Below are 19,303 nucleotides of genomic sequence, written 5' to 3'. Positions count from 1 at the left end.
GGCTCCTTTGGCATTATGGGGCGCCCCATCAAAGCTCTGTCTCGTTCGTAAATGAACGTTCGCTCGACATTATTGCCTTCCTGACCGCAGGGCGGTTCGGGAACAGGCCAATCTCGCGATTTAAATTCCGTAGAAACGCAAGCGCACCATTTGAGATCGACTCATTTTTCGGTGCAACTGGTTCCAGTGACGCGATGGCATCGTCCGGCACATTTGCAGCGCGCAGCAGCGCGGTGCCCAGTGGCGCGGGATCGTCGCTTTCAGTGTTCATATCTACAAGCTCAACCGTGCCGGAGGTCGCTTCGCGCATTTGCGAAGTGGTCGAATCCCAGTCTGGATCGTGCTCTAGTTCGGTCAGCCACTCATCATATTCGCGGGCCTCACCCTGATCCCAAATCGCCCATTTATAGGCGCTTTTGTACCAGTCATCCTGCGGCCGTGCGTATAGGACGATTGTGTGATTATAGCCTTCGCTGAGTTTTTGCAGCAACGGCGTAATGCGGACCAGTCGTTGGCGGGTTGTCAAACCCTGCGCGATAAAGGTCGGGCCGATCAGCGTTTCGTCCGAGATAATCATGCTGGGCACATCGGATTTGCGCCATGAGGCGGTCAGGCGGGCGAAGTTGCGTGTGGTTTTGCTGTTCGGCTCCGTTTCGCCCAGATCGACCTGCTGTGCCAGCGATTTGGCGAGGCGCCACGAATGCTCACGAATACAGGTGGAGGTGACCCATTGCGACAGGTGTTCCCGATTGGTCGCCAGCATCGACTGGATGCTGGTGGTGCCGGTTTTCTGTGGCCCGAGGTGCCAGATGATAGTCTTTGTATCCGTCATAAATGGCCTCCGTCTGATAAGCCCCAGTGGCTGAGATGTAGAATGTGCCGCCCCTGATCCAGTTGTCGGTCAGGGGCGGTTTGCGGATCAGTACACCCGCTTTTTCGGAGCGATCTTGGCCAGATCAATGCCGCCCTCATCCGCAGTGGACAGCGGGTCGAGGTGAACGGGGCGGGTGCGCAGCGTGACCGTGCTGTCATCAACAGTGGCCAGCGAGTGTACGCGCCAGTTTACGTCGTCGCGATCCGGGTAATCCTCATGCGCGTGGGCGCCGCGGGATTCCTTGCGCGCCTCAGCAGCGACCACGGTGGCCAATGCGTTGGGCATCAGGTTTGCCAGTTCCAGCGTTTCCATCAGGTCGGAGTTCCAGATCATCGAGCGATCCGTAACCTTCAGGTCAGACATGCGGCCCGCGATAACGGTCATTTTGTCCACGCCCTCGGCCAGCGATTTGTCTGTGCGGAACACGGCAGCGTCGGCCTGCATGGCCTTTTGCATGTCGAGGCGCAGTTCGGCGGTCGGTGTTTCGCCGCTGGCATTGCGCATCGCATCGAAGCGGTCCATCGCCTTTTCCACGCTGGCCGGGTTCATATCCGGGTTGGCCGCGTTAGGATCGACAACCTCACCCGCCTTGATCGCGGCAGCGCGGCCAAAGACCACGAGATCGATCAGCGAGTTGGAGCCGAGACGGTTCGCACCGTGAACCGAGGCACAGCCTGCCTCACCCACAGCCATCAGGCCGGGCACGATTGCGTCTGGATTTTCGGCGGTAGGGTTCAGCACCTGACCCCAATAGTTCGTTGGAATGCCGCCCATATTGTAGTGAACCGTTGGCAGAACCGGAATCGGCTCCTTGGTCACGTCAACACCGGCGAAGATGCGTGCGCTCTCGGAAATACCGGGCAGGCGTTCCGCTAGAGCCTCGGCTGGTAGGTGGTCAAGGTGCAGGTGGATGTGATCCCCCTCCTTGCCCACGCCGCGTCCCTCACGGATTTCCATCGTCATGCAGCGTGAAACCACGTCGCGCGATGCCAGATCCTTATAGGTGGGCGCGTAACGCTCCATAAAGCGTTCGCCCTCGGAGTTGGTCAGATAACCACCCTCACCGCGCGCGCCCTCGGTAATCAGGCAGCCAGCGCCGTAAATGCCGGTCGGGTGGAATTGCACAAATTCCATATCCTGTAGCGCCAGTCCCTGACGGGCAACCATGCCGCCGCCATCGCCGGTGCAGGTATGCGCGGAGGTCGCGGAGAAGAACGCACGGCCATAACCACCGGTCGCCAGAACCACAGTCTTGGCGCTGAAACGGTGCATTGTGCCGTCGTCCAGCTTCCACGCGATGACGCCCTGACAAACGCCGTCCTCGGACATGATCAGGTCGGTGGCGAAATATTCGATGTAGAATTCAGCCTGCTGTTTCAGCGACTGACCGTACAGCGTGTGCAGGATGGCGTGGCCGGTCCGGTCCGCTGCGGCGCATGTGCGCTGAACGGGGGGGCCTTCGCCGAATTCTGTGGTGTGGCCGCCGAAGGGACGCTGGTAAATCTTGCCCTCCTCGGTGCGCGAGAATGGAACGCCGTAATGCTCCAGCTCGTAAACCGCCTTGGGTGCCTCACGTGCGAGGTATTCCATTGCGTCGGTATCGCCCAGCCAGTCAGACCCCTTAACGGTGTCGTACATGTGCCATTTCCACGAATCCGGCCCCATATTGCCGAGGCTGGCCGCAATGCCGCCCTGTGCGGCAACTGTGTGGGAACGGGTTGGGAAAACCTTGGAAATACAGGCCGTGCGCAGGCCTTGTTCGGCCATGCCGAGCGTCGCGCGCAGACCCGCGCCGCCGGCACCCACGACAACAACGTCATAGACGTGATCGGTAAATTCGTAAGCAGACATGAATTATCCTCTCAGAGCGCGATGGAGACGATGGCAAAGGTGCCAGCGACCGCAGCGGCGTAGCTCAGGCAGGTAGTGATGACGATCAGTGTGGTGCGTGTGGACCCGTGTGTGTAGTCCTCGATCAGCACCTGCACGCCGCCTTTGAAATGCATCCATCCGACGACCAGTGTCAGGATGGCAACAATGGCCGGGAAGGGCCGGGAATAAACGGCAACTGCGGTCTCGTAATCCGAGCCCAGCGTGGAGCCGAAGGTAAAGATGAACAGCGGGATCAGAATCAGCAGGCCCCAGGAGGAAAGCGTCATCTTCCAGTGATGCTCGGTTCCATCCTTGGCCGAGCCAAGTCCATCAACGCGTTTGCGGTCTGTACGGAAATCCATGGTGTCTCTCCTCAAACCACGATGATTGTCAGAAGGGTCAGCACGAACGAACCGATGATGACCGCCTTGCCCAGCTTCTCGGCCGTTTCCATTTCCAGCCCGCGACCGGAATCCCAGTACAGGTGACGGATACCGGCCAGCGTGTGATACCACAGCGCCCATGCGGACCCGAGCATGATCAGATCGCCAACAAAGGAGGTGATCCACCATGTTGCGGTTGCGAATGCCTCTGGCCCGCTGGCCAGTGCAACGAACCACCATACGATCATCAGCGCGGCCAGCAGCAATGCGTTGCCGGTGATCCGTGTCAGGATGGAGGTGAGCGATGTCAGCTGAGGTTTATAGATCCCCAAATGCGGTGAAAGCGGTCGGTTGCCCCGGTTCACGTCGGCCATAGGTCCTCCAAGGAAAGTTACGGCAATATAGGTTCGGGCCCAAATGTCGGGCCATTCACTGCGCAATCTAGAACAGTTCCAGCGTAAGCCAAAGCGTCTATTACGGGCGTTACGCGCAATTGATCAAAAAATCCAGCGCGGGAATGCCAGTGTGATCACAAAATATTTGGTGTGATCACAGGTTTGGCGATTCCCTGTTACGCAGGCATCAGTGCCCAATAGTCTAGGTCGAGCAGCACGTCGGAGCGGTATTTTCCATCCTCGCCGCGCAGTGGGAACGCACCGCTATCGCCCGTGGTCGCGACCAAGCGTAGACGGATTGCGGCGACATTGGGGGCCGTGGTTGGGGCAATATCCAGCACCTCGGACCACGCACGCACGGTATCGCCGGCAAAGCACGGATTGGCATGGGCACCGCCATTTATCGCTACAATCATTTGCGCATTGGCGAGGCCATTATAGCTGAGCGCGCGGGCCATGCTGATAACGTGACCGCCATAGATCAGGCGGCGGCCATCGTCGCGATTGGTCGCGTCAAAATGGACCTTTGCCGTGTTTTGCCACAAACGGGTGGCCAGCATATGTTCGGCCTCCTCAATCGTGACGCCGTCTACGTGGTCGATCTTCTCACCGATTTCGTAATCAGCGGCGGTGTGGGTGGAGCCTGCCAACCCCGTATCATAGCGGCTGAAATCCAGACCATGCGGGATTTTCAGGTCAGCGGCGGGGACAACGGTCGTCAATTCAGGCAGGACCGCCTCAGGCGCAGGCGCGTCGAGGTTCCCCTTGCGCAGCATCACCCATCGCTTGAAGTCCAGCACCAGATCGCCGTGCTGGTTGAACCCCTCTGTATGCACCCAGACCACGCCGGTTTTGCCGTTCGAGTTTTGTTTGACCCCAATAACTGTGGATCGCGCTGTCAGCGTATCATTCGGCCAAACGGGGCGGTGAAAGCGGGCTTCGGCATAGCCAAGGTTCGCCACCGCGTTCAGGGAAATATCAGGGACCGATTTGCCAAAGACGACATGGAAGGCAACCAGATCGTCCAGCGGGCTGGTCGGCAGGCCGCAGCTTTGCGCGAAACTATCCGCAGAATGCAGCGCGTGGCGGGCAGGGTATAGCGCGTGGTACAGCGCCCGTTCCCCTGTGCCAACGGTGCGCGGAATTGCGTGGGGGATGATCTCTCCCACGCGGTAATCCTCGAAAAAGCGGCCTGCCGTGGTTTTCATAGCTGGCCGAGCTTTTTGTCAGGATCGTAATCGCCTGCGACTTCCTTGGTCACGGCCTGCGCGCACATCATAACGCCCTTTTCAGCGTCGAAGGCATAGGTCGGGCTGCCATATAGGGTCCAGCCCTTGCTGAGCGCCTCGGTCACTTTGTGGCAAAAGGCCGAGGAATCCTCGAGCGTGAGTAGTCGATAAGCAATCATGATTTACCCCGGAAATGGAGAGACAAAGAGAGAGTGAATGCCGGTAAAGACGGCAAACATAACGAGTGTGATCACAACCAGCCGGATGTCGCCCTTGGCCGGTCCGGCCTCGGGGCGTTGCCAAACCGGCTCCGCCCGATTGATGACCGCGATGGAGGTCAGCGCCCACAGGCCCAGACCGCCAAACAGGATTATCGCAGCGAGGTCACCGTTGACCAGCAAATGTGCCGACGTCCAGACGATAATGCCCATCAACATAGGGTGGCGAAACCATGTGCGGGCGCGGCCCTTTGAATGACCTGCGCCCAATAGGAATATGGCGCCCAGCATCATCAGGTTGTTCAGATGCACGGTCCATGCGGGCGGATACCAGACGGCGATGAACTCCGTCCCGCGAAAGCCGACGATCATCAGCAGCACCGATATCCCGACCAAGGCGGCAATAACCCCGCGCCCCTTATCCCCCATATTACTGCGGGCATCAGGCGCGATGCGTTTGAACAAATGTGCAGCCCACCACAGGGCAACACCGAGGATAAGGATGGCAAAGAACATGGGCTGGCTCCGGCTGGCAGGACTGATTTGCGGCAGGGTAGCCTAGCGCGCAGCAGCCTCCAATGCGGCAATTGCTTCTGCCTCGGCCAAGAGGCGTTTGGCGTTTTCCACGTGTAGGTTTTCGACGATACGCCCGTTCACAACGGCAACGCCGCCGCCGGTTTCCGCAACCTGTTCATGGGCGGCGATTTGGGCGTGTGCCTCGTCCAGTGCTTCGACCGAGGGGCCGAAAACGTCGTTTGCAACGGCCAGTTGGGCGGGGTGGATCAGGGTTTTGCCGTCAAATCCCATAGCGCGGCCCTGCTGGCATTCAGCGCGCAGGCCTTCATCATCCTTGAACGCATTATAGACGCCGTCGATAATGGCCAGATTATTGGCGCGAGCCGCCAGCATGGCCAGTCCCAGCGCGGCGAGCAGCGGTTCGCGACCAGCGACGTGGCAGGCATGCAGATCCTTCACCAGATCATTCGTGCCCATCACCATACAGGTCAGGCCGGTGGTGCCTGCGATTTGCGCGGCATTCAGCATACCTAGCGGGGTTTCCATCATCGCCCAGATCGGAATGTCACCGGCGACGGCGCGGGCGGCGGCGATGTCATCCGGGCTTTCAACCTTGGGCAACAGGATCGCATCCGGCTTCGCGGCGGCAGCGGCGGCCAGATCGGCCGCGCCCCATTCGGTATCGGCGCCATTGATGCGGATTATCACCTCACGTGGGCCAAAGGGGCGTGCTTTCACCCGCTCGGCGACCAGATCGCGTGCGGCGGACTTCTCTGCCGGAGTTACGGCATCCTCCAGATCGAGGATCAGCGCGTCGGCGGGCAGGGTTGCCGCCTTGTCCAGCGCGCGGGATTTGGAGCCGGGCATGTAAAGAACGGAGCGACGGGGGCGATGAATCATTGGGCTATCCGGACGAATTGCGTTGCGTTGCAGCATACATTTGCGGATGAGCTGCGCAAGTGGGTGCGCAACAATATTTCACAATGAGCACGTTCGGCGGCTTAATGTGAGGGTGGGATCGCTAACCTCCTGTTAACCACCTGTGGGCCAAACTGTGATCGGGCCCTGCATTTTCACGGTCCTCCCACAACAGAGTCGTTTTCAGCACCCCAATTTTCGGGGTCGATAGGATATTGCATGACCAAATTTCAGACGTTGCTTTCCAGCTCACTCATTTTGTTTTTTGCAGGCGTTTTGGCCGCAGATGCACAGGCGCAGACCGTTGAATGCGGTCCACGCAACGCGGCGATTAATGCGCTGACCGATGAATATGGCGAGGTTCGCCGTGCAATCGGCCTGGACCCGCGTGGCATTGTCGAGGTTTACGCCTCGGACGAAACCGGATCGTGGAGCGTGACCGTAACCCTGCCAGATGGGCGCACCTGTTTATTGGCGCAGGGCGAGCACTGGATCGCCGCACCCGGCCCCCTGACAACGGGGCGGATCAGCTGATCAGGTCGCAGCGTCCCAGAACAGCTTCAACGCGGTGATCGTTAGAAAGATATAGGTCAGGCCGAAAAACAGCCGCTCGGGCACTTTCTTATGCGCAACCACGCCGATCAATGTGCCGATGACGATTACCGGTGCCAGAAACAGGTTGGCAATCATGGTTTCGCGCGTGAACAGCCCGAGCGCCATATAGGGAAAAAACTTGACCAAGTTTACCCACCAAAAGGCGATCACGGTGGTTGCCTGATAGGTTTGCTTGTCCAAGCTGCGCCCCAGCAAATACACCGTCGCGGGCGGGCCGCCGGAATGGCTGACAAATGAGGTGAAGCCGGCAACGAAGCCCCAGAATCCCCCACGCTTGGCGGAAAAGGGACGGGTTGCCGAGGAGATCAGCCCGCGTCCCTTGGCCAATTGAAACAGGACGAAGGTGATTGCAATGACGCCAATCACCACCCGCACGGAATCATCATTGGTGTATTTGAATAGCACGACCCCGGTGACAACACCGGGCAGCATTCCGACCATCAGCGCACGGGCATCAGGCCACGACCATTTGCGCCAATAGGGCCGTAAATTCGTCAGGTCGGACAGCATGAATAGGGGCAGCAGCACTCCCACCGCCAGTTGCGGCGGGATAACCAGCGCTAGAAACGGAGTCGCAGCAAAGGCCGGACCGGAGCCAAAGCCACCCCTCGAAATCCCTGCAAACAGGATGGCGGGCACGGCAAAGGCAAAGAATGTCGCGTCCAGTTCCATTCAGCGCGGGCCCGGGATCATCTGAACCAATGCGCCGATGACGCTTTCCATGTGGGATGGCTTGGTAAATATGCGGGTTTCATTGCCATATCGCGCATGCAGATCGTCCGTGCTGCCCAACCCGGTGTGAAAAACAAAGGGGACGCCGCGTTCGCGCAAGGCATCGGCAATCGGATAGACGGGGTTGCCGCGCAGGTCCAGATCGAGGATTGCGGCATCAATATCAGGGTTTGCCGTTAGCAGTTCCAGTCCGTCCTGCACGTCAATAACCGGTCCCAGCACTGTGGCCCCTGCATCAATCAGCGCAAATTCCATATCGAGGGCCAGCAGCCCCTCATCCTCAGCGATTAAAATCCGACGTCCGGTAAGGGTCACGGCGAGCGGCGCACCCAGAACTTGTTCACTGTGGGAAAAGACACGCGGGCACTTCAGGGGCGCATTCGGGCGCATTCGCGGTTCCTTTCGCAGAGTTGACCGCGACAGAATGCACCACTTGTCCCGCCTGCGATAGCTGTGGATTTAGATCCCATACAGACAATGTGAACGGAACCTGCCTTGTCGTTCGCTTTCAGATGGCGGTAAGTGACGGCGGGTGGCTGAGTCCCGTGAATCGGGGAGCTCACGACCCGTAGACTAAACAGCCTTGGTGGCGTTTTCGGGCCGGATATCTGGCAAGTCGGCATTCGGGCTGATGCAAATTATAGGGACAATTCTTGCGGCGCATCATTTTTGGCGCTACGCAACAGGCGACCTTACTGGCCAAGGGAGAACGGTTATGGCGAGAGCTAAGATTGCACTTATCGGAGCGGGACAGATCGGCGGAACGCTGGCACACCTGCTGGCATTGAAAGAACTGGGCGATGTGATCCTGTTCGATATCGCCGAGGGCACCCCTCAGGGCAAGGCACTGGACATCGCGGAAAGCTCGCCTGTCGACGGCTTTGACGCAGCGATGAGCGGCGCAAACGATTACTCCGAAATCGCGGGCGCAGATGTCTGCATCGTGACTGCCGGTGTTGCACGCAAGCCGGGCATGAGCCGCGACGACCTGCTGGGCATCAACCTGAAGGTAATGAAATCCGTGGGTGAGGGCATCGCAGCCCACGCGCCAAACGCATTCGTTATCTGCATCACCAACCCGCTGGACGCCATGGTTTGGGCGCTTCAGAAATTCTCCGGTCTGCCGACAGAGAAGGTTGTGGGCATGGCTGGCGTTCTGGATTCCGCACGCTTCCGTCACTTCCTCGCTGATGAGTTCAAGGTTTCCGTCAAGGACGTTACCGCATTCGTGCTGGGCGGCCACGGCGATACCATGGTTCCGCTGACACGTTATTCCACCGTTGCTGGTATCCCTCTGCCGGATCTGGTCAACATGGGCTGGACCACACAGGACAAACTGGACGCGATTGTTCAGCGTACCCGTGATGGCGGCGCAGAAATCGTTGGTCTGCTGAAAACCGGCTCCGCGTTCTATGCTCCTGCTGCATCTGCTGTTCAGATGGCCGAGGCCTATCTGAAGGATCAGAAGCGCGTTCTGCCTGCTGCTGCATATGTTTCGGGCGCTTACGGTCTGGACGATATGTATGTTGGCGTCCCGACCGTAATCGGTGCCGGTGGTATTGAGCGTGTGGTCGAGATCCAGATGGACGACGCTGAAATGGCGATGTTCCAGAACTCGGTCGATGCCGTTAAGGGCCTGGTCAAGGCATGTCAGGACATCGACGGCTCGCTCGTCTGATTTGATCCCGACTGAAGAATGAGAAAGCCCTCGGTTCACGCCGGGGGCTTTTTTCGTTTCGGGGCGGGTATCAGGTGCCCAAACGAAAACGACCCAGTCGCGGGGTGCGGCTGGGTCGAATGTGTCGGCGTTATGCGTTGGGGATGCAGGAGCGCGTAGAATGGCGCGCTCCGCCTACAGTGCCCCGCCGCCAAGTGGCTGCACAGGGGTGTTAGATGACAACGACGTCCAGTGGAGGGAAGCCGTTGAACCCGACCGACGAATAGGTCGAGGTATAGGCGCCGCAGTTGCGGATGATGACTTTATCACCCGAACGCAGGCCCAGTGGCAGGTTCACCGGACGCTTCTCGTACAGCACATCGGCGCTGTCGCAGGATGGGCCTGCCAGAATGCAGGGGCCTGTCTGCTCATGATCGCGGCCCGTGATGAACTGGTAGCGGATCGCCTCGTCGATGGTTTCTGCCAGACCGGAGAATTTACCGATGTCCAGAAACACCCAGCGGTGCATATCGTTATCCGACTTGCGCGAGACCAGCAGAACCTCTGCTGCAATCGCGCCTGCCTCTGCCACCAGACCACGGCCCGGCTCTGCCATGATGTGTGCAACATGGCCGAAACGCTGCTCGATTTCCGCCATGACCGATGCGGCATAGGTGGTTGGGTCTTCGATCGCGTCACCATAGAACGCAGGGAAGCCGCCGCCGATGTTCAGCAAGGACAGGTCGTGGCCGGCGCGGTGTGCCTCGGCCCAAATCTCAGCGATTTGGTCGAGGGTTGTGCGCCACATGGACGATTTGCGGGTCTGCGAGCCGACATGGAACGAGAAGCCGATTGGGTTCAGGCCCAGTTCGCGCGCCATATCCAGCAGGGAAACAGCCTTGTCACGGGCGCAACCGAACTTACGGCTTAGCGGCCAGTCAGCCTCGGACGCATCCACGATCAGGCGAATGTAAACCTGCGCGCCGGGTGCGTGATCCGCGATTTTCTCCAGCTCTTCCTCGGCATCTGCGGCGAACAGGTTGATGCCTGCACCATGTGCGAATGCAATGTCGGAGGCACGTTTGACCGTGTTGCCGAAGGAAATCTGCTCTGGCGTGGCACCCAATGCGAGGCACTGCTCAATCTCGGCCCGCGAGGCGGCGTCAAAGCCGGACCCCAGCGCGACCAGACGCGACAGGATTGCACGATCAGGGTTCGCCTTTACCGCGTAGTGGATGTGGGCGTGGCCCAAACCTGCGCGCAGGGCGAGGAAATTCCGCTCAACTACATCGGTGTCCAGAACAAGCGTCGGCTTGTCGAACTGGGTATTGGCGATGAACTTCTCAACGCGGGTGGTGACTGCCATCTCCGAAAACGAAGATACAGGTGTACGGGTGCGACCGGAAAGGTCGGTTACAAAAGCGTTCATGGTCATCTCCAATAGACCCGGCCATATATGACCGCTCACTTCCAAGGGAGACGTTACCGTCGCTGCGTAACCGTGCAAAAAATGCCGTGCCAGAGGCGCGTGCGTTGGCGTCTGATCGGGGAGATAGGATGCTTTTGCCGTTGAGAAAAGAAAAAAATGCAGGGGGGATGGATTTAATTTTCTGACCTGTCTTAATTTACTGAATTTAAAGGATAAAAGTCGGATTTTTTGTGGTCGGATTTTGACGAATTTTCAGGTGCCTCTAACCGCACCACCGGAATCAGACCCCCGCAATCGGGGTGGCGCATGGTGTCGCAGGCGAATCCGCGCTGCCCAGTTAAGGATTGCGTTTTGGGCAAGAAAGCGTATCACCCCGCCTTTGAGGCCAACGGGCCTCCATTTCGATGCGGCGGCTTCCTGCTTCATCGGAAGTGTATTTTTAATTCGGAGCGCTTCTCATGACCCGCCAGAACTATCTCTTTACTTCGGAATCCGTTTCCGAGGGACATCCCGATAAGGTTTGCGATCAAATCTCGGATGCGATCCTTGATGCATTTCTAGCGGAGGAGCCGTTCTCGCGGGTTGCATGCGAAACATTCGCAACCACCAATCGCGTTGTGATCGGTGGTGAGGTGCGCGGCCCTGAATCCGTTATGCGCCGTGTTGAGGAAATCGCACGCGAAACGGTCAAGGGTATTGGCTACGAGCAGGAGGGCTTCCACTGGGAAACCATGGAGGTCACCAACCTGCTGCACGAACAGTCCAGTGAAATTGCACAGGGCGTTGATACAGACGGTGCTGGCGATCAGGGCATCATGTTCGGTTATGCATGCAGTGAAACGGACGCACTGATGCCAGCGCCGATCCAGTTCTCGCATGCGATCCTGAAGCGTTTGGCCGACGCACGTAAGTCGGGTGATGCGGCCGTACTGGGCCCTGACGCGAAATCGCAGCTCTCGGTGCGTTATGAAAACGGGATGCCGGTTGATGTGTCCTCGATCGTGCTGTCCACGCAGCACATGGACCACTCCATGACCAGCGCCGATGTGCGCGATGTGGTTGAGCCCTATATTCGTGAAGTTCTGCCCGAGGGGTGGATCACGCCGCAAACCGTTTGGCACGTTAACCCCACCGGTAAGTTCGTCATCGGCGGGCCTGATGGCGATGCTGGCCTGACGGGCCGTAAGATCATTGTGGACACGTATGGCGGTGCTGCGCCCCATGGTGGCGGTGCGTTTTCGGGCAAGGACTGGACCAAGGTGGACCGCTCCGCAGCCTATGCCGCGCGCTATCTGGCCAAGAACATCGTGGCTGCCGGTCTGGCCAGCCGCTGTACCTTGCAGTTGAGCTACGCGATTGGCGTTGCCGCACCGCTGTCGATCTATGTCGATACGCATGGCACAGGCACCGTACATGAAAGCGTGATCGAGAGCGCTGTGGCCCAAGTTATGGACCTGACGCCCAAGGGCATTCGTGAAAAGCTGAGCCTGAACCGCGCGATCTATCAGCGCACTGCGGCCTATGGTCATTTCGGGCGTGAACCCGATGCGGATGGTGGTTTCTCGTGGGAGCGCACCAACCTTGTTGACGCGTTGAAGCGCGCGGTCTGATGCCAAAGAAATCTCCGACAAAGGGTATTGGTCCCGTCCGTGAGGATGGGACCGAGTGGCGCAACTTCTATGGACGGCGCCACGGCAAAAAGCTGCGCGCGGCCCAGGCGCATGACATGGAGGTAACCCTCGGCGAGATTGCGCCGCAGGGCGTCACCCGTGAGGATAACCCGGATCGCACGCCTATGGATCTGACCGAGCTGTTCGGGCGGGATGCGCCCGTCTGGCTAGAGGTCGGGTTCGGCGCGGGTGAGCATATGTTCCATCAGGCGGGCCTGAACCCCGATGTGGGTATTATCGGGTGTGAACCGTATATGAACGGCGTCGCGCAATTGCTCAGCAAAATGCGGGATGACAAGTTGGAGAACGTGCGCATTCACGCAGGGGATGCACGCGATCTGATGGAGGTCTTGCCCGAGGACAGTCTGGACAAGGCGTTCCTGCTGTACCCCGATCCATGGCCCAAGACACGGCACCATCGTCGCCGTTTCGCCAGCATCGAGAATTTCACCGCCCTTGCACGGTGTCTGAAATCCGGCTCGCATTTGCGGGTAGCGACCGACATTCCCGATTATGTGCGCCACACGCTAGAGGTTGTGCACAATATGCCGGAATTCGAATGGCTGGCCGAGGGGCCGACCGATTGGCGTGAGCCGTGGTCCGATTGGACCCGCACCCGTTACGAGGCCAAGGCGATCCGTGAGGATCGTGTGCCCCATTACCTAACTTTCCGGCGCGTTTGAACGTTTACGCGCCGAAAAACCCCTCCTGCTGATATTTTTGGTCTGCCCCGTAACGGCGTTGCGGGCTATAGCAGGCACAAATATTCAGGAGCTCCCATGTCCCATACCGGTGAACCCCGTCCGATGAGCGCCGTACCCGGCGCGTCCCTCAACGGCACTGCCTCGATCCCAGGTGATAAGTCGGTCTCGCACCGCTCGCTGATCTTTGGCGCGATGGCGGTGGGGGAAACCAAGGTGTCTGGCTTGCTCGAAGGGGCAGATGTGCTCGACACGGCCAAGGCGATGCAGGCATTGGGCGCCGAGGTTATCCGCCACGGGCAGGGCGATTGGTCGATCCATGGCGTGGGCGTTGGCGGGTTTTCCGAACCTGAGGACGTGATCGATTGCGGTAATTCCGGCACGGGCGTGCGCCTGTTGATGGGCACCGTGGCGACTCATGGATTCTCGACGACATTTACCGGCGATGCCAGCCTGCGTTCGCGCCCTATGGGCCGCGTGACCGATCCGTTGGCGCTGTTCGGCGCGGTTGCCCATGGCCGGTCCGGTGGGCGGTTGCCGCTGACGCTGGCAGGTGCCGCAACGCCGGTGCCGGTGTATTACAAGGTTCCGGTGCCCTCCGCACAGGTGAAATCCGCTGTGCTGTTGGCCGGTCTGAACGCGCCGGGTGATACCGTGGTTGAGGAGATCGAGGCGACCCGCGATCATACGGAACGGATGCTGCGAGGTTTTGGCGCGCAGGTGGAGACGGACGGGCTGGTCATCACGCTCAAGGGGCAGCCGGAGTTGAAGCCGCAAGTTATTGCCGTGCCGCGTGATCCGTCCTCGGCTGCGTTTCCCGTCTGTGCCGCGCTGATCTGCGAGGGGTCCGACGTGCTGGTGCCCGGTATCGGCCTGAACCCGACGCGGGCGGGGCTGTACACCACTCTGCGCGAAATGGGTGCCGACCTGACATTCGAGAATGAGCGCGAGGAGGGCGGTGAGCCTGTTGCCGATCTGCGCGCCCGCTTCGGCCCGATGAAGGGGATCGAGGTTCCGCCAGAGCGCGCGGCCTCTATGATCGACGAATATCCGATCCTGTCCGTCGTTGCCGCCTTGGCCGAGGGTGTCACCGTGATGCGCGGCGTCAAGGAATTGCGGGTCAAGGAATCCGACCGCATCGACGCCATGGCCCGTGGGCTGGAGGCATGCGGCGTAAAGGTTGAGGAAACCGAGGACAGCTTCACCGTTTACGGCATGGGCGGCAAGGTTCCGGGCGGCGCGACCGTCGGCACCCGTCTGGATCACCGCATCGCGATGAGCTTTTTCTGCCTCGGCATGGCCACGCAAAACCCCGTGCGCATTGATGATGCGACGGTGGTTGAGACCAGCTTCCCGAACTTCCTGCCCCTGATGGAAGAAATGGGCGCGTCCTTCCAGCGGCATAACGGGTGATATGATGAGCGAACGTCATCGCGGCAGCTGCCTGTGCGGCGCGGTTAAATATCAGGTGCGGGGCAGCTTGCGTCCTGTGGTTGCCTGCCACTGTGTGCAATGCCGCAAAACATCGGGGCATTACGGTGCCGCGACCTCCGCCGCGCGGGGGGATCTGAAAATCGCGGGTGATGTGAAATGGTTCGCCAGTTCCGGCACTGCACGGCGCGGGTTTTGCCCTGATTGCGGGTCGTCCATGTTCTGGGATGGCGGCGGCGAGAATATCTCGATCTGGGCTGGAACGCTGGACGGGCAGACGGATTTGCAACTGCGCGGACATATCTTTGCGGCGGATAAGGGCAGCTATTACGAGATCACCGACGATCTGCCGGTCTACCCGCAGGCCGATGATGTGATGACGACGAAATAGACCTGCATTCTTGACGTGACCCTGTCGCGCACCGAAATGATGTAGGAAACAAGCGGGAGAGCGGTGTGAGCTTCACAATTGCCATCGACGGGCCAGCCGCGGCTGGAAAGGGAACGATTGCCAAGGCGGTCTCGGCCCATTTCGGCTTTGCCCATCTGGATACCGGCTTGCTGTACCGTGCAACCGGTGCGCGGGCGCTGTCCTTTGGCGCGCTGGACCTTGCGGCGGCGGAGCGTGCGGCCCGCACCCTGACCGAGGATGATCTGGAGCGGGACGACCTGCGCACCGCAGATGCGGGGCAGGCTGCATCGGTTGTTGCCGCAATGCCCGCCGTGCGTGCGGCGCTGCTGGATTGGCAACATGCCTTTGCTCGCCGCGCCGGTGGGGCTGTTCTGGATGGCCGTGATATCGGCACGGTTGTCTGTCCCGAAGCCGAGGCGAAGCTGTTTGTGACCGCCTCGGACGAGGAACGGGCAAAGCGGCGTCACGCGGAATTGGTGCGCACGCGACCTGACCTTAGCCTTGAGGACGTGCTGGAGGATCTGCGTGAACGCGACCGCCGCGATGCCTCACGCGATGCGGCGCCGATGCGTCCGGCGGATGATGCGGTGGTGTTTGACACAACGCATATGTCGATTGAGGATGCCGTGGCGCAGGCTATTCATCACATCGAGGCGCAGCGTTAAGCCCTATGCTTGCCCTCTTGCGCTAAACAGCGTATAGACCCGCCCGTCGCCCGGACTCCGTTCAGTATGCGAATCCCCGATCGAATTTCGATCGGGTGGTTTTGTGCACCGTTTGGCCGGTCCGACATCAACCTTTGAAAGACCGGCGGAACCAACCGCCAGGCCCGTGAAAATCGACCTTTAGGAGACTGCGCCAGTATGGCTACTCAAACAAGTATGGAAGATTTCGAAGCACTGTTGAACGAGAGCTTCGAGCTGACAACCCCCGAAGAGGGAACTGTTGTCAAAGGTACTGTCATCGCTATCGAAGCTGGACAGGCCATCATCGACATCGGCTACAAAATGGAAGGCCGTGTCGAGCTGAAAGAATTCGCACAGCCCGGCCAGGAAGCTGAAATCGCCCCAGGCGACGAAGTTGAGGTTTACCTCGAGCGCGTTGAAAACGCCCGTGGCGAAGCTGTCATCTCCCGCGATAAGGCCCGCCGCGAAGAGGCATGGGACCGTCTGGAGAAAGCATACGAGAAAGAGGAGCGCGTCGAGGGCGCAATCTTCGGTCGCGTCAAGGGTGGCTTCACCGTGGATCTGGGCGGCGCTGTTGCGTTCCTGCCAGGTTCGCAGGTTGATGTGCGCCCCGTGCGCGATGCCGGCCCATTGATGGGTCTGCCCCAGCCATTCCAGGTACTGAAGATGGACCGCCGTCGCGGTAACATCGTTGTATCGCGTCGTGCGGTTCTCGAAGAGTCCCGCGCCGAGCAGCGCGCCGAGATCGTTGGCAAGCTGACCGAAGGTGACGTGATCGAGGGTGTTGTTAAGAACATCACCGAGTACGGCGCATTCGTCGATCTGGGCGGCGTTGACGGGCTGTTGCACGTTACCGACATGGCATGGCGCCGTGTGAACCACCCGAACGAGATTCTGAACATCGGCGAGTCCGTCAAGGTTCAGGTCGTTAAGATCAACAAAGATACCCAGCGTATCTCGCTCGGCATGAAGCAGCTTCAGGCTGATCCATGGGATGATGTCGAGGGCAAGTTCCCAATCGACAGCCGTCACACCGGTCGCGTTACCAACATCACTGACTACGGCGCATTCGTTGAGCTGGAGCCTGGTGTTGAGGGTCTGGTACACGTCTCCGAAATGTCCTGGACGAAGAAGAACGTTCACCCGGGCAAGATTGTCTCCACCTCGCAGGAAGTGGAAGTCATGGTTCTGGAGATCGACACCGCGAAGCGTCGCGTGTCGCTCGGCCTCAAGCAAACTCAGGGTAACCCTTGGGAGAACTTCGAAGCTGCGTATCCTCCCGGCACCGAGGTCGAGGGCGAGGTCAAGAACATCACCGAATTCGGTCTGTTCATTGGTCTGGATGGCGACATCGACGGCATGGTTCACCTCAGCGATATCGACTGGGATCGCCGTGGCGAAGAGGCCATCGAGGACTACAAGAAGGGCGACATCGTTCGCGCGAAGGTCACCGAGATCGACCCGGAGCGTGAGCGTATCTCCCTGTCGATCAAGGCACTGGACGAGAGCTTCGACGGCGCGGTTGATGGTATCAAGCGTGGCCAGGTTGTGACCGTCAACGTCACCTCCATCGAAGAGGGCGGCATCGAGGTCGAGTATGATGGCATGAAGGCCTTCATCCGTCGTTCCGACCTGTCGCGTGACCGTTCCGAGCAGCGCCCCGAGCGTTTCTCCGTCGGTGACAAGGTTGATGCGCGCATCACCCAGATCGACAAGGCGTCCCGTCGTCTTGGCCTCTCGATCAAGGCACGTGAGATCGCAGAAGAGAAGGAAGCCGTTGAGCAGTACGGTTCCTCTGATTCTGGCGCGTCCTTGGGCGACATCCTCGGCGCGGCGCTGAAGGGCCGTGACGACGAGTAAGTCACGACAATAGTCGTTTTAGGGGCATCGCTGCATCGCAGCGGTGCCCTTTTCCATTCTGTGGAAAGTGTACCATTTGGTACAGAAATTCCCGACAATATAACTATATTACAACGAGTTACACCCATGGTTGAGCGAATTGTGGCGGCAGAACTCAGCTAAAAGCCTTATTTCGTTGGCATTTTCGGTTTGCCACGTAGGTTCGGGACGTGTCACAGATGTCTGAAATTGTGAACGCGGGCCAACCGCCGTACGAGGGATATTGAACCTTGATTAAATCGGAGCTTATTCAGAAAATCGCCGAAGAGAACCCACACTTATACCAACGGGATGTTGAACGTATTGTCGGAACCGTATTCGATGAGATCATTGAGGCGATGGCCTCCGGCAACCGGGTTGAGTTACGAGGTTTTGGTGCATTTTCCGTAAAACAGCGCGAAGCGCGCCTTGGACGGAACCCCAGAACAGGGGAAGCTGTTGACGTCGAGGAAAAACACGTACCTTTCTTCAAGACAGGCAAATTGCTGCGGGACCGTTTGAACGGCAAGTGATCCCGCGCTGAGGGAGACTTGATATGCGCATTTTGAAGATGACCCTGCTGGCCATTCTGGCTGTGCTGATCGTTTTGCTGATTATTGCAAACCGTGAAACGGTGACAGTGGAATTGCTGCCATCGCAGCTGGGTTTCTTGACCACATGGAATCAGCAGATGCCGCTATCGGTCGTGATGATCGTTATGGCGACCGGGGGCTTTGCCCTTGGCTGGTTCTGGGAATGGTTGCGCGATCAGCGCACCCGCACAGTTGCGAAACAGCGTCGGCGTCAGATTGTCGCGCTGGAGCGTGAGGTGACCACCCTGCGTCGTGATAGCGGCGCGGTGGAGGATGACGTGCTGGAGCTGTTGAAGTGACCACTGCAATACGTGCAAAAATCTGCGGCCTAACCACGGTTGACAGCGTTGCGGCGGCGGTTAATGCGGGGGCGGCCTATGTCGGCTTCGTGTTTTTCCCCAAGTCGCCCCGCAATATTTCCATTGAGCTAGCGCGCGAACTGGCGGCCGATGTGCCGCCGGGTGTGTGCAAAGTTGCTCTGGTGGTTGATGCCGACAACGAAACGCTTGATGCGATCAACGATGCGGTGCCGCTGGACATGTTGCAGCTACATGGCAACGAAACCCCTGAGCGCGTGGCCGAGATTCGCGCTCGGTATGGCCTGCCGGTGATGAAGGCCGTGGGCATTCGCGGGGCTGAGGATCTGGAGCAGATTGATATCTATGCCGAGGTTGCAGATCAGCTGCTGATCGACGCAAAGCCGCCCAAAGGTGCTGATCTACCCGGTGGGAACGGCGTTGCCTTTGACTGGTCGCTGCTCTCGGGGCGGCGCTGGCCCACTCCATGGATGTTGGCCGGTGGCCTGACGCCGGACAATGCATTGCGCGCAGCGAATCTGACCGGAGCGAACCAGCTGGATGTTTCCAGTGGGGTTGAGAGCGCGGCTGGCGTGAAGGATCTGGACAAGATTGACCGGTTCATTGCGCAGCTAGGGCCAATGCCGCCACGGCTGGTATAAAAAAGCGCCGCCCGTTCCCGGGGAACGAGCGGCGTATAGGGACATGCAGAAATTCCACACGCGGCAGGACGCACCACCGACCTGCCTATCGGGCGATGAGGAGCATTTCAGGGACAGATTGAAATGATCGTCATGT

Annotated in this window: 22 protein-coding genes; 11 read left to right on the top strand and 11 right to left on the bottom strand. The window is 59.2% G+C overall.

Going from position 1 to position 19,303, the window contains the following annotated elements; translation table 11 throughout:
* Positions 1–28 precede the first annotated feature (28 nt).
* The 8 genes from CR254_RS02510 to CR254_RS02475 form a co-directional block, all read right to left on the bottom strand.
* Entirely contained in the window at positions 29–832 is an 804-nt protein-coding gene (locus CR254_RS02510; RefSeq protein ID WP_097928225.1) for an RNA-dependent RNA polymerase family protein, read from the bottom strand.
* An 87-nt stretch (positions 833–919) separates the two neighbouring features.
* A complete protein-coding gene (gene sdhA / locus CR254_RS02505; RefSeq protein ID WP_097928224.1) occupies positions 920–2,725 on the bottom strand; it encodes a succinate dehydrogenase flavoprotein subunit in 1,806 nt (601 codons plus the stop codon).
* An 11-nt stretch (positions 2,726–2,736) separates the two neighbouring features.
* Positions 2,737–3,108 (bottom strand): succinate dehydrogenase, hydrophobic membrane anchor protein, encoded by a 372-nt coding sequence (gene sdhD, locus CR254_RS02500; protein ID WP_097928223.1) that lies wholly within the window; start codon positions 3,106–3,108, stop codon positions 2,737–2,739.
* 11 nt (positions 3,109–3,119) lie between these two features.
* Positions 3,120–3,503, bottom strand: coding sequence for a succinate dehydrogenase, cytochrome b556 subunit (gene sdhC, locus CR254_RS02495; protein ID WP_097928222.1), 384 nt, complete (start codon positions 3,501–3,503; stop codon positions 3,120–3,122).
* A gap of 197 nt (positions 3,504–3,700) precedes the next feature.
* Positions 3,701–4,732 carry a MaoC family dehydratase gene (locus tag CR254_RS02490; protein WP_097928221.1) on the bottom strand — a complete coding sequence of 344 codons (1,032 nt, stop codon included), beginning with the start codon at positions 4,730–4,732 and terminating at the stop codon, positions 3,701–3,703.
* The gene (locus tag CR254_RS02485) at positions 4,729–4,932 is read right to left on the bottom strand and encodes a DUF1737 domain-containing protein (RefSeq protein WP_097928220.1); all 204 of its coding nucleotides are present in this window, start codon (positions 4,930–4,932) and stop codon (positions 4,729–4,731) included. The genes CR254_RS02490 and CR254_RS02485 overlap by 4 nt, the downstream gene beginning before the upstream one ends.
* A gap of 3 nt (positions 4,933–4,935) precedes the next feature.
* Entirely contained in the window at positions 4,936–5,487 is a 552-nt protein-coding gene (locus tag CR254_RS02480; RefSeq protein WP_097928219.1) for an NnrU family protein, read from the bottom strand.
* A gap of 42 nt (positions 5,488–5,529) precedes the next feature.
* Positions 5,530–6,387: an HpcH/HpaI aldolase/citrate lyase family protein gene (locus CR254_RS02475; RefSeq protein ID WP_097928218.1), complete on the bottom strand. Its 858-nt coding sequence runs from the start codon at positions 6,385–6,387 to the stop codon at positions 5,530–5,532.
* A gap of 237 nt (positions 6,388–6,624) precedes the next feature.
* On the opposite strand from CR254_RS02475, the gene CR254_RS02470 reads away from it, so the two are divergent.
* Positions 6,625–6,939 carry a hypothetical protein gene (locus CR254_RS02470; RefSeq protein ID WP_097928217.1) on the top strand — a complete coding sequence of 105 codons (315 nt, stop codon included), beginning with the start codon at positions 6,625–6,627 and terminating at the stop codon, positions 6,937–6,939.
* Here CR254_RS02470 and CR254_RS02465 read toward each other — a convergent pair whose 3' ends face one another.
* Together CR254_RS02465 and CR254_RS02460 are read right to left on the bottom strand one after the other, a co-directional pair.
* Positions 6,940–7,692 carry a sulfite exporter TauE/SafE family protein gene (locus CR254_RS02465; RefSeq protein WP_097928216.1) on the bottom strand — a complete coding sequence of 251 codons (753 nt, stop codon included), beginning with the start codon at positions 7,690–7,692 and terminating at the stop codon, positions 6,940–6,942.
* Positions 7,693–8,142, bottom strand: a complete 450-nt coding sequence (locus CR254_RS02460; protein ID WP_097928215.1) for a response regulator — start codon at positions 8,140–8,142, stop codon at positions 7,693–7,695.
* A 325-nt stretch (positions 8,143–8,467) separates the two neighbouring features.
* Between CR254_RS02460 and mdh the strand changes: the two genes are divergently transcribed.
* A complete protein-coding gene (gene mdh / locus CR254_RS02455; RefSeq protein ID WP_097928214.1) occupies positions 8,468–9,430 on the top strand; it encodes a malate dehydrogenase in 963 nt (320 codons plus the stop codon).
* A gap of 211 nt (positions 9,431–9,641) precedes the next feature.
* On the opposite strand, the gene CR254_RS02450 is transcribed toward mdh, so the two are convergent.
* A complete protein-coding gene (locus tag CR254_RS02450; RefSeq protein WP_097928213.1) occupies positions 9,642–10,838 on the bottom strand; it encodes a type III PLP-dependent enzyme in 1,197 nt (398 codons plus the stop codon).
* A gap of 458 nt (positions 10,839–11,296) precedes the next feature.
* On the opposite strand from CR254_RS02450, the gene metK reads away from it, so the two are divergent.
* The 9 genes from metK to CR254_RS02405 all read left to right on the top strand — a co-directional run bounded on the left by metK (position 11,297) and on the right by CR254_RS02405 (position 19,167).
* Positions 11,297–12,448 carry a methionine adenosyltransferase gene (gene metK / locus CR254_RS02445; RefSeq protein WP_097928212.1) on the top strand — a complete coding sequence of 384 codons (1,152 nt, stop codon included), beginning with the start codon at positions 11,297–11,299 and terminating at the stop codon, positions 12,446–12,448.
* On the top strand, positions 12,448–13,191 hold the full coding sequence (gene trmB / locus CR254_RS02440; protein ID WP_097928211.1) for a tRNA (guanine(46)-N(7))-methyltransferase TrmB: 744 nt from the start codon (positions 12,448–12,450) through the stop codon (positions 13,189–13,191). Before metK ends, trmB begins: the two co-directional genes overlap by 1 nt.
* A 96-nt stretch (positions 13,192–13,287) precedes the next feature.
* Positions 13,288–14,622, top strand: coding sequence for a 3-phosphoshikimate 1-carboxyvinyltransferase (gene aroA, locus CR254_RS02435; RefSeq protein WP_097928210.1), 1,335 nt, complete (start codon positions 13,288–13,290; stop codon positions 14,620–14,622).
* A 4-nt stretch (positions 14,623–14,626) separates the two neighbouring features.
* Positions 14,627–15,031, top strand: a complete 405-nt coding sequence (locus tag CR254_RS02430; protein ID WP_097928870.1) for a GFA family protein — start codon at positions 14,627–14,629, stop codon at positions 15,029–15,031.
* A gap of 65 nt (positions 15,032–15,096) precedes the next feature.
* Positions 15,097–15,717, top strand: coding sequence for a (d)CMP kinase (gene cmk, locus CR254_RS02425; RefSeq protein WP_097928209.1), 621 nt, complete (start codon positions 15,097–15,099; stop codon positions 15,715–15,717).
* 198 nt (positions 15,718–15,915) lie between these two features.
* The gene (gene rpsA, locus CR254_RS02420) at positions 15,916–17,598 is read left to right on the top strand and encodes a 30S ribosomal protein S1 (protein ID WP_097928208.1); all 1,683 of its coding nucleotides are present in this window, start codon (positions 15,916–15,918) and stop codon (positions 17,596–17,598) included.
* A 269-nt stretch (positions 17,599–17,867) separates the two neighbouring features.
* A complete protein-coding gene (ihfB, locus tag CR254_RS02415) occupies positions 17,868–18,149 on the top strand; it encodes an integration host factor subunit beta (protein ID WP_097928207.1) in 282 nt (93 codons plus the stop codon).
* A 23-nt stretch (positions 18,150–18,172) separates the two neighbouring features.
* A complete protein-coding gene (locus CR254_RS02410; protein WP_097928206.1) occupies positions 18,173–18,508 on the top strand; it encodes a lipopolysaccharide assembly protein LapA domain-containing protein in 336 nt (111 codons plus the stop codon).
* On the top strand, positions 18,505–19,167 hold the full coding sequence (locus CR254_RS02405) for a phosphoribosylanthranilate isomerase (protein ID WP_097928205.1): 663 nt from the start codon (positions 18,505–18,507) through the stop codon (positions 19,165–19,167). Before CR254_RS02410 ends, CR254_RS02405 begins: the two co-directional genes overlap by 4 nt.
* Positions 19,168–19,303: the final 136 nt, after the last annotated feature.

Source organism: Pontivivens marinum, assembly GCF_900231835.1.
Lineage (GTDB): Bacteria > Pseudomonadota > Alphaproteobacteria > Rhodobacterales > Rhodobacteraceae > Pontivivens > Pontivivens marinum.
The sequence above is the reverse complement of the archived record's forward strand: the minus strand, read 5'-3'. Positions and strand labels throughout refer to the sequence as shown.

Coding starts and splice junctions, on each gene's coding strand:
- aroA (WP_097928210.1), top strand. CDS start 13,288: ATGTCCCATACCGGTGAACCCCGTCCGATGAGCGCCGTACCCGGCGCG.
- CR254_RS02490 (WP_097928221.1), bottom strand. CDS start 4,732: ATGAAAACCACGGCAGGCCGCTTTTTCGAGGATTACCGCGTGGGAGAG.
- metK (WP_097928212.1), top strand. CDS start 11,297: ATGACCCGCCAGAACTATCTCTTTACTTCGGAATCCGTTTCCGAGGGA.
- CR254_RS02510 (WP_097928225.1), bottom strand. CDS start 832: ATGACGGATACAAAGACTATCATCTGGCACCTCGGGCCACAGAAAACC.
- rpsA (WP_097928208.1), top strand. CDS start 15,916: ATGGCTACTCAAACAAGTATGGAAGATTTCGAAGCACTGTTGAACGAG.
- trmB (WP_097928211.1), top strand. CDS start 12,448: ATGCCAAAGAAATCTCCGACAAAGGGTATTGGTCCCGTCCGTGAGGAT.
- sdhC (WP_097928222.1), bottom strand. CDS start 3,503: ATGGCCGACGTGAACCGGGGCAACCGACCGCTTTCACCGCATTTGGGG.
- CR254_RS02475 (WP_097928218.1), bottom strand. CDS start 6,387: ATGATTCATCGCCCCCGTCGCTCCGTTCTTTACATGCCCGGCTCCAAA.
- mdh (WP_097928214.1), top strand. CDS start 8,468: ATGGCGAGAGCTAAGATTGCACTTATCGGAGCGGGACAGATCGGCGGA.
- CR254_RS02480 (WP_097928219.1), bottom strand. CDS start 5,487: ATGTTCTTTGCCATCCTTATCCTCGGTGTTGCCCTGTGGTGGGCTGCA.
- CR254_RS02470 (WP_097928217.1), top strand. CDS start 6,625: ATGACCAAATTTCAGACGTTGCTTTCCAGCTCACTCATTTTGTTTTTT.
- CR254_RS02450 (WP_097928213.1), bottom strand. CDS start 10,838: ATGAACGCTTTTGTAACCGACCTTTCCGGTCGCACCCGTACACCTGTA.
- CR254_RS02460 (WP_097928215.1), bottom strand. CDS start 8,142: ATGCGCCCGAATGCGCCCCTGAAGTGCCCGCGTGTCTTTTCCCACAGT.
- CR254_RS02485 (WP_097928220.1), bottom strand. CDS start 4,932: ATGATTGCTTATCGACTACTCACGCTCGAGGATTCCTCGGCCTTTTGC.
- sdhA (WP_097928224.1), bottom strand. CDS start 2,725: ATGTCTGCTTACGAATTTACCGATCACGTCTATGACGTTGTTGTCGTG.
- sdhD (WP_097928223.1), bottom strand. CDS start 3,108: ATGGATTTCCGTACAGACCGCAAACGCGTTGATGGACTTGGCTCGGCC.
- CR254_RS02430 (WP_097928870.1), top strand. CDS start 14,627: ATGAGCGAACGTCATCGCGGCAGCTGCCTGTGCGGCGCGGTTAAATAT.
- CR254_RS02410 (WP_097928206.1), top strand. CDS start 18,173: ATGCGCATTTTGAAGATGACCCTGCTGGCCATTCTGGCTGTGCTGATC.
- CR254_RS02465 (WP_097928216.1), bottom strand. CDS start 7,692: ATGGAACTGGACGCGACATTCTTTGCCTTTGCCGTGCCCGCCATCCTG.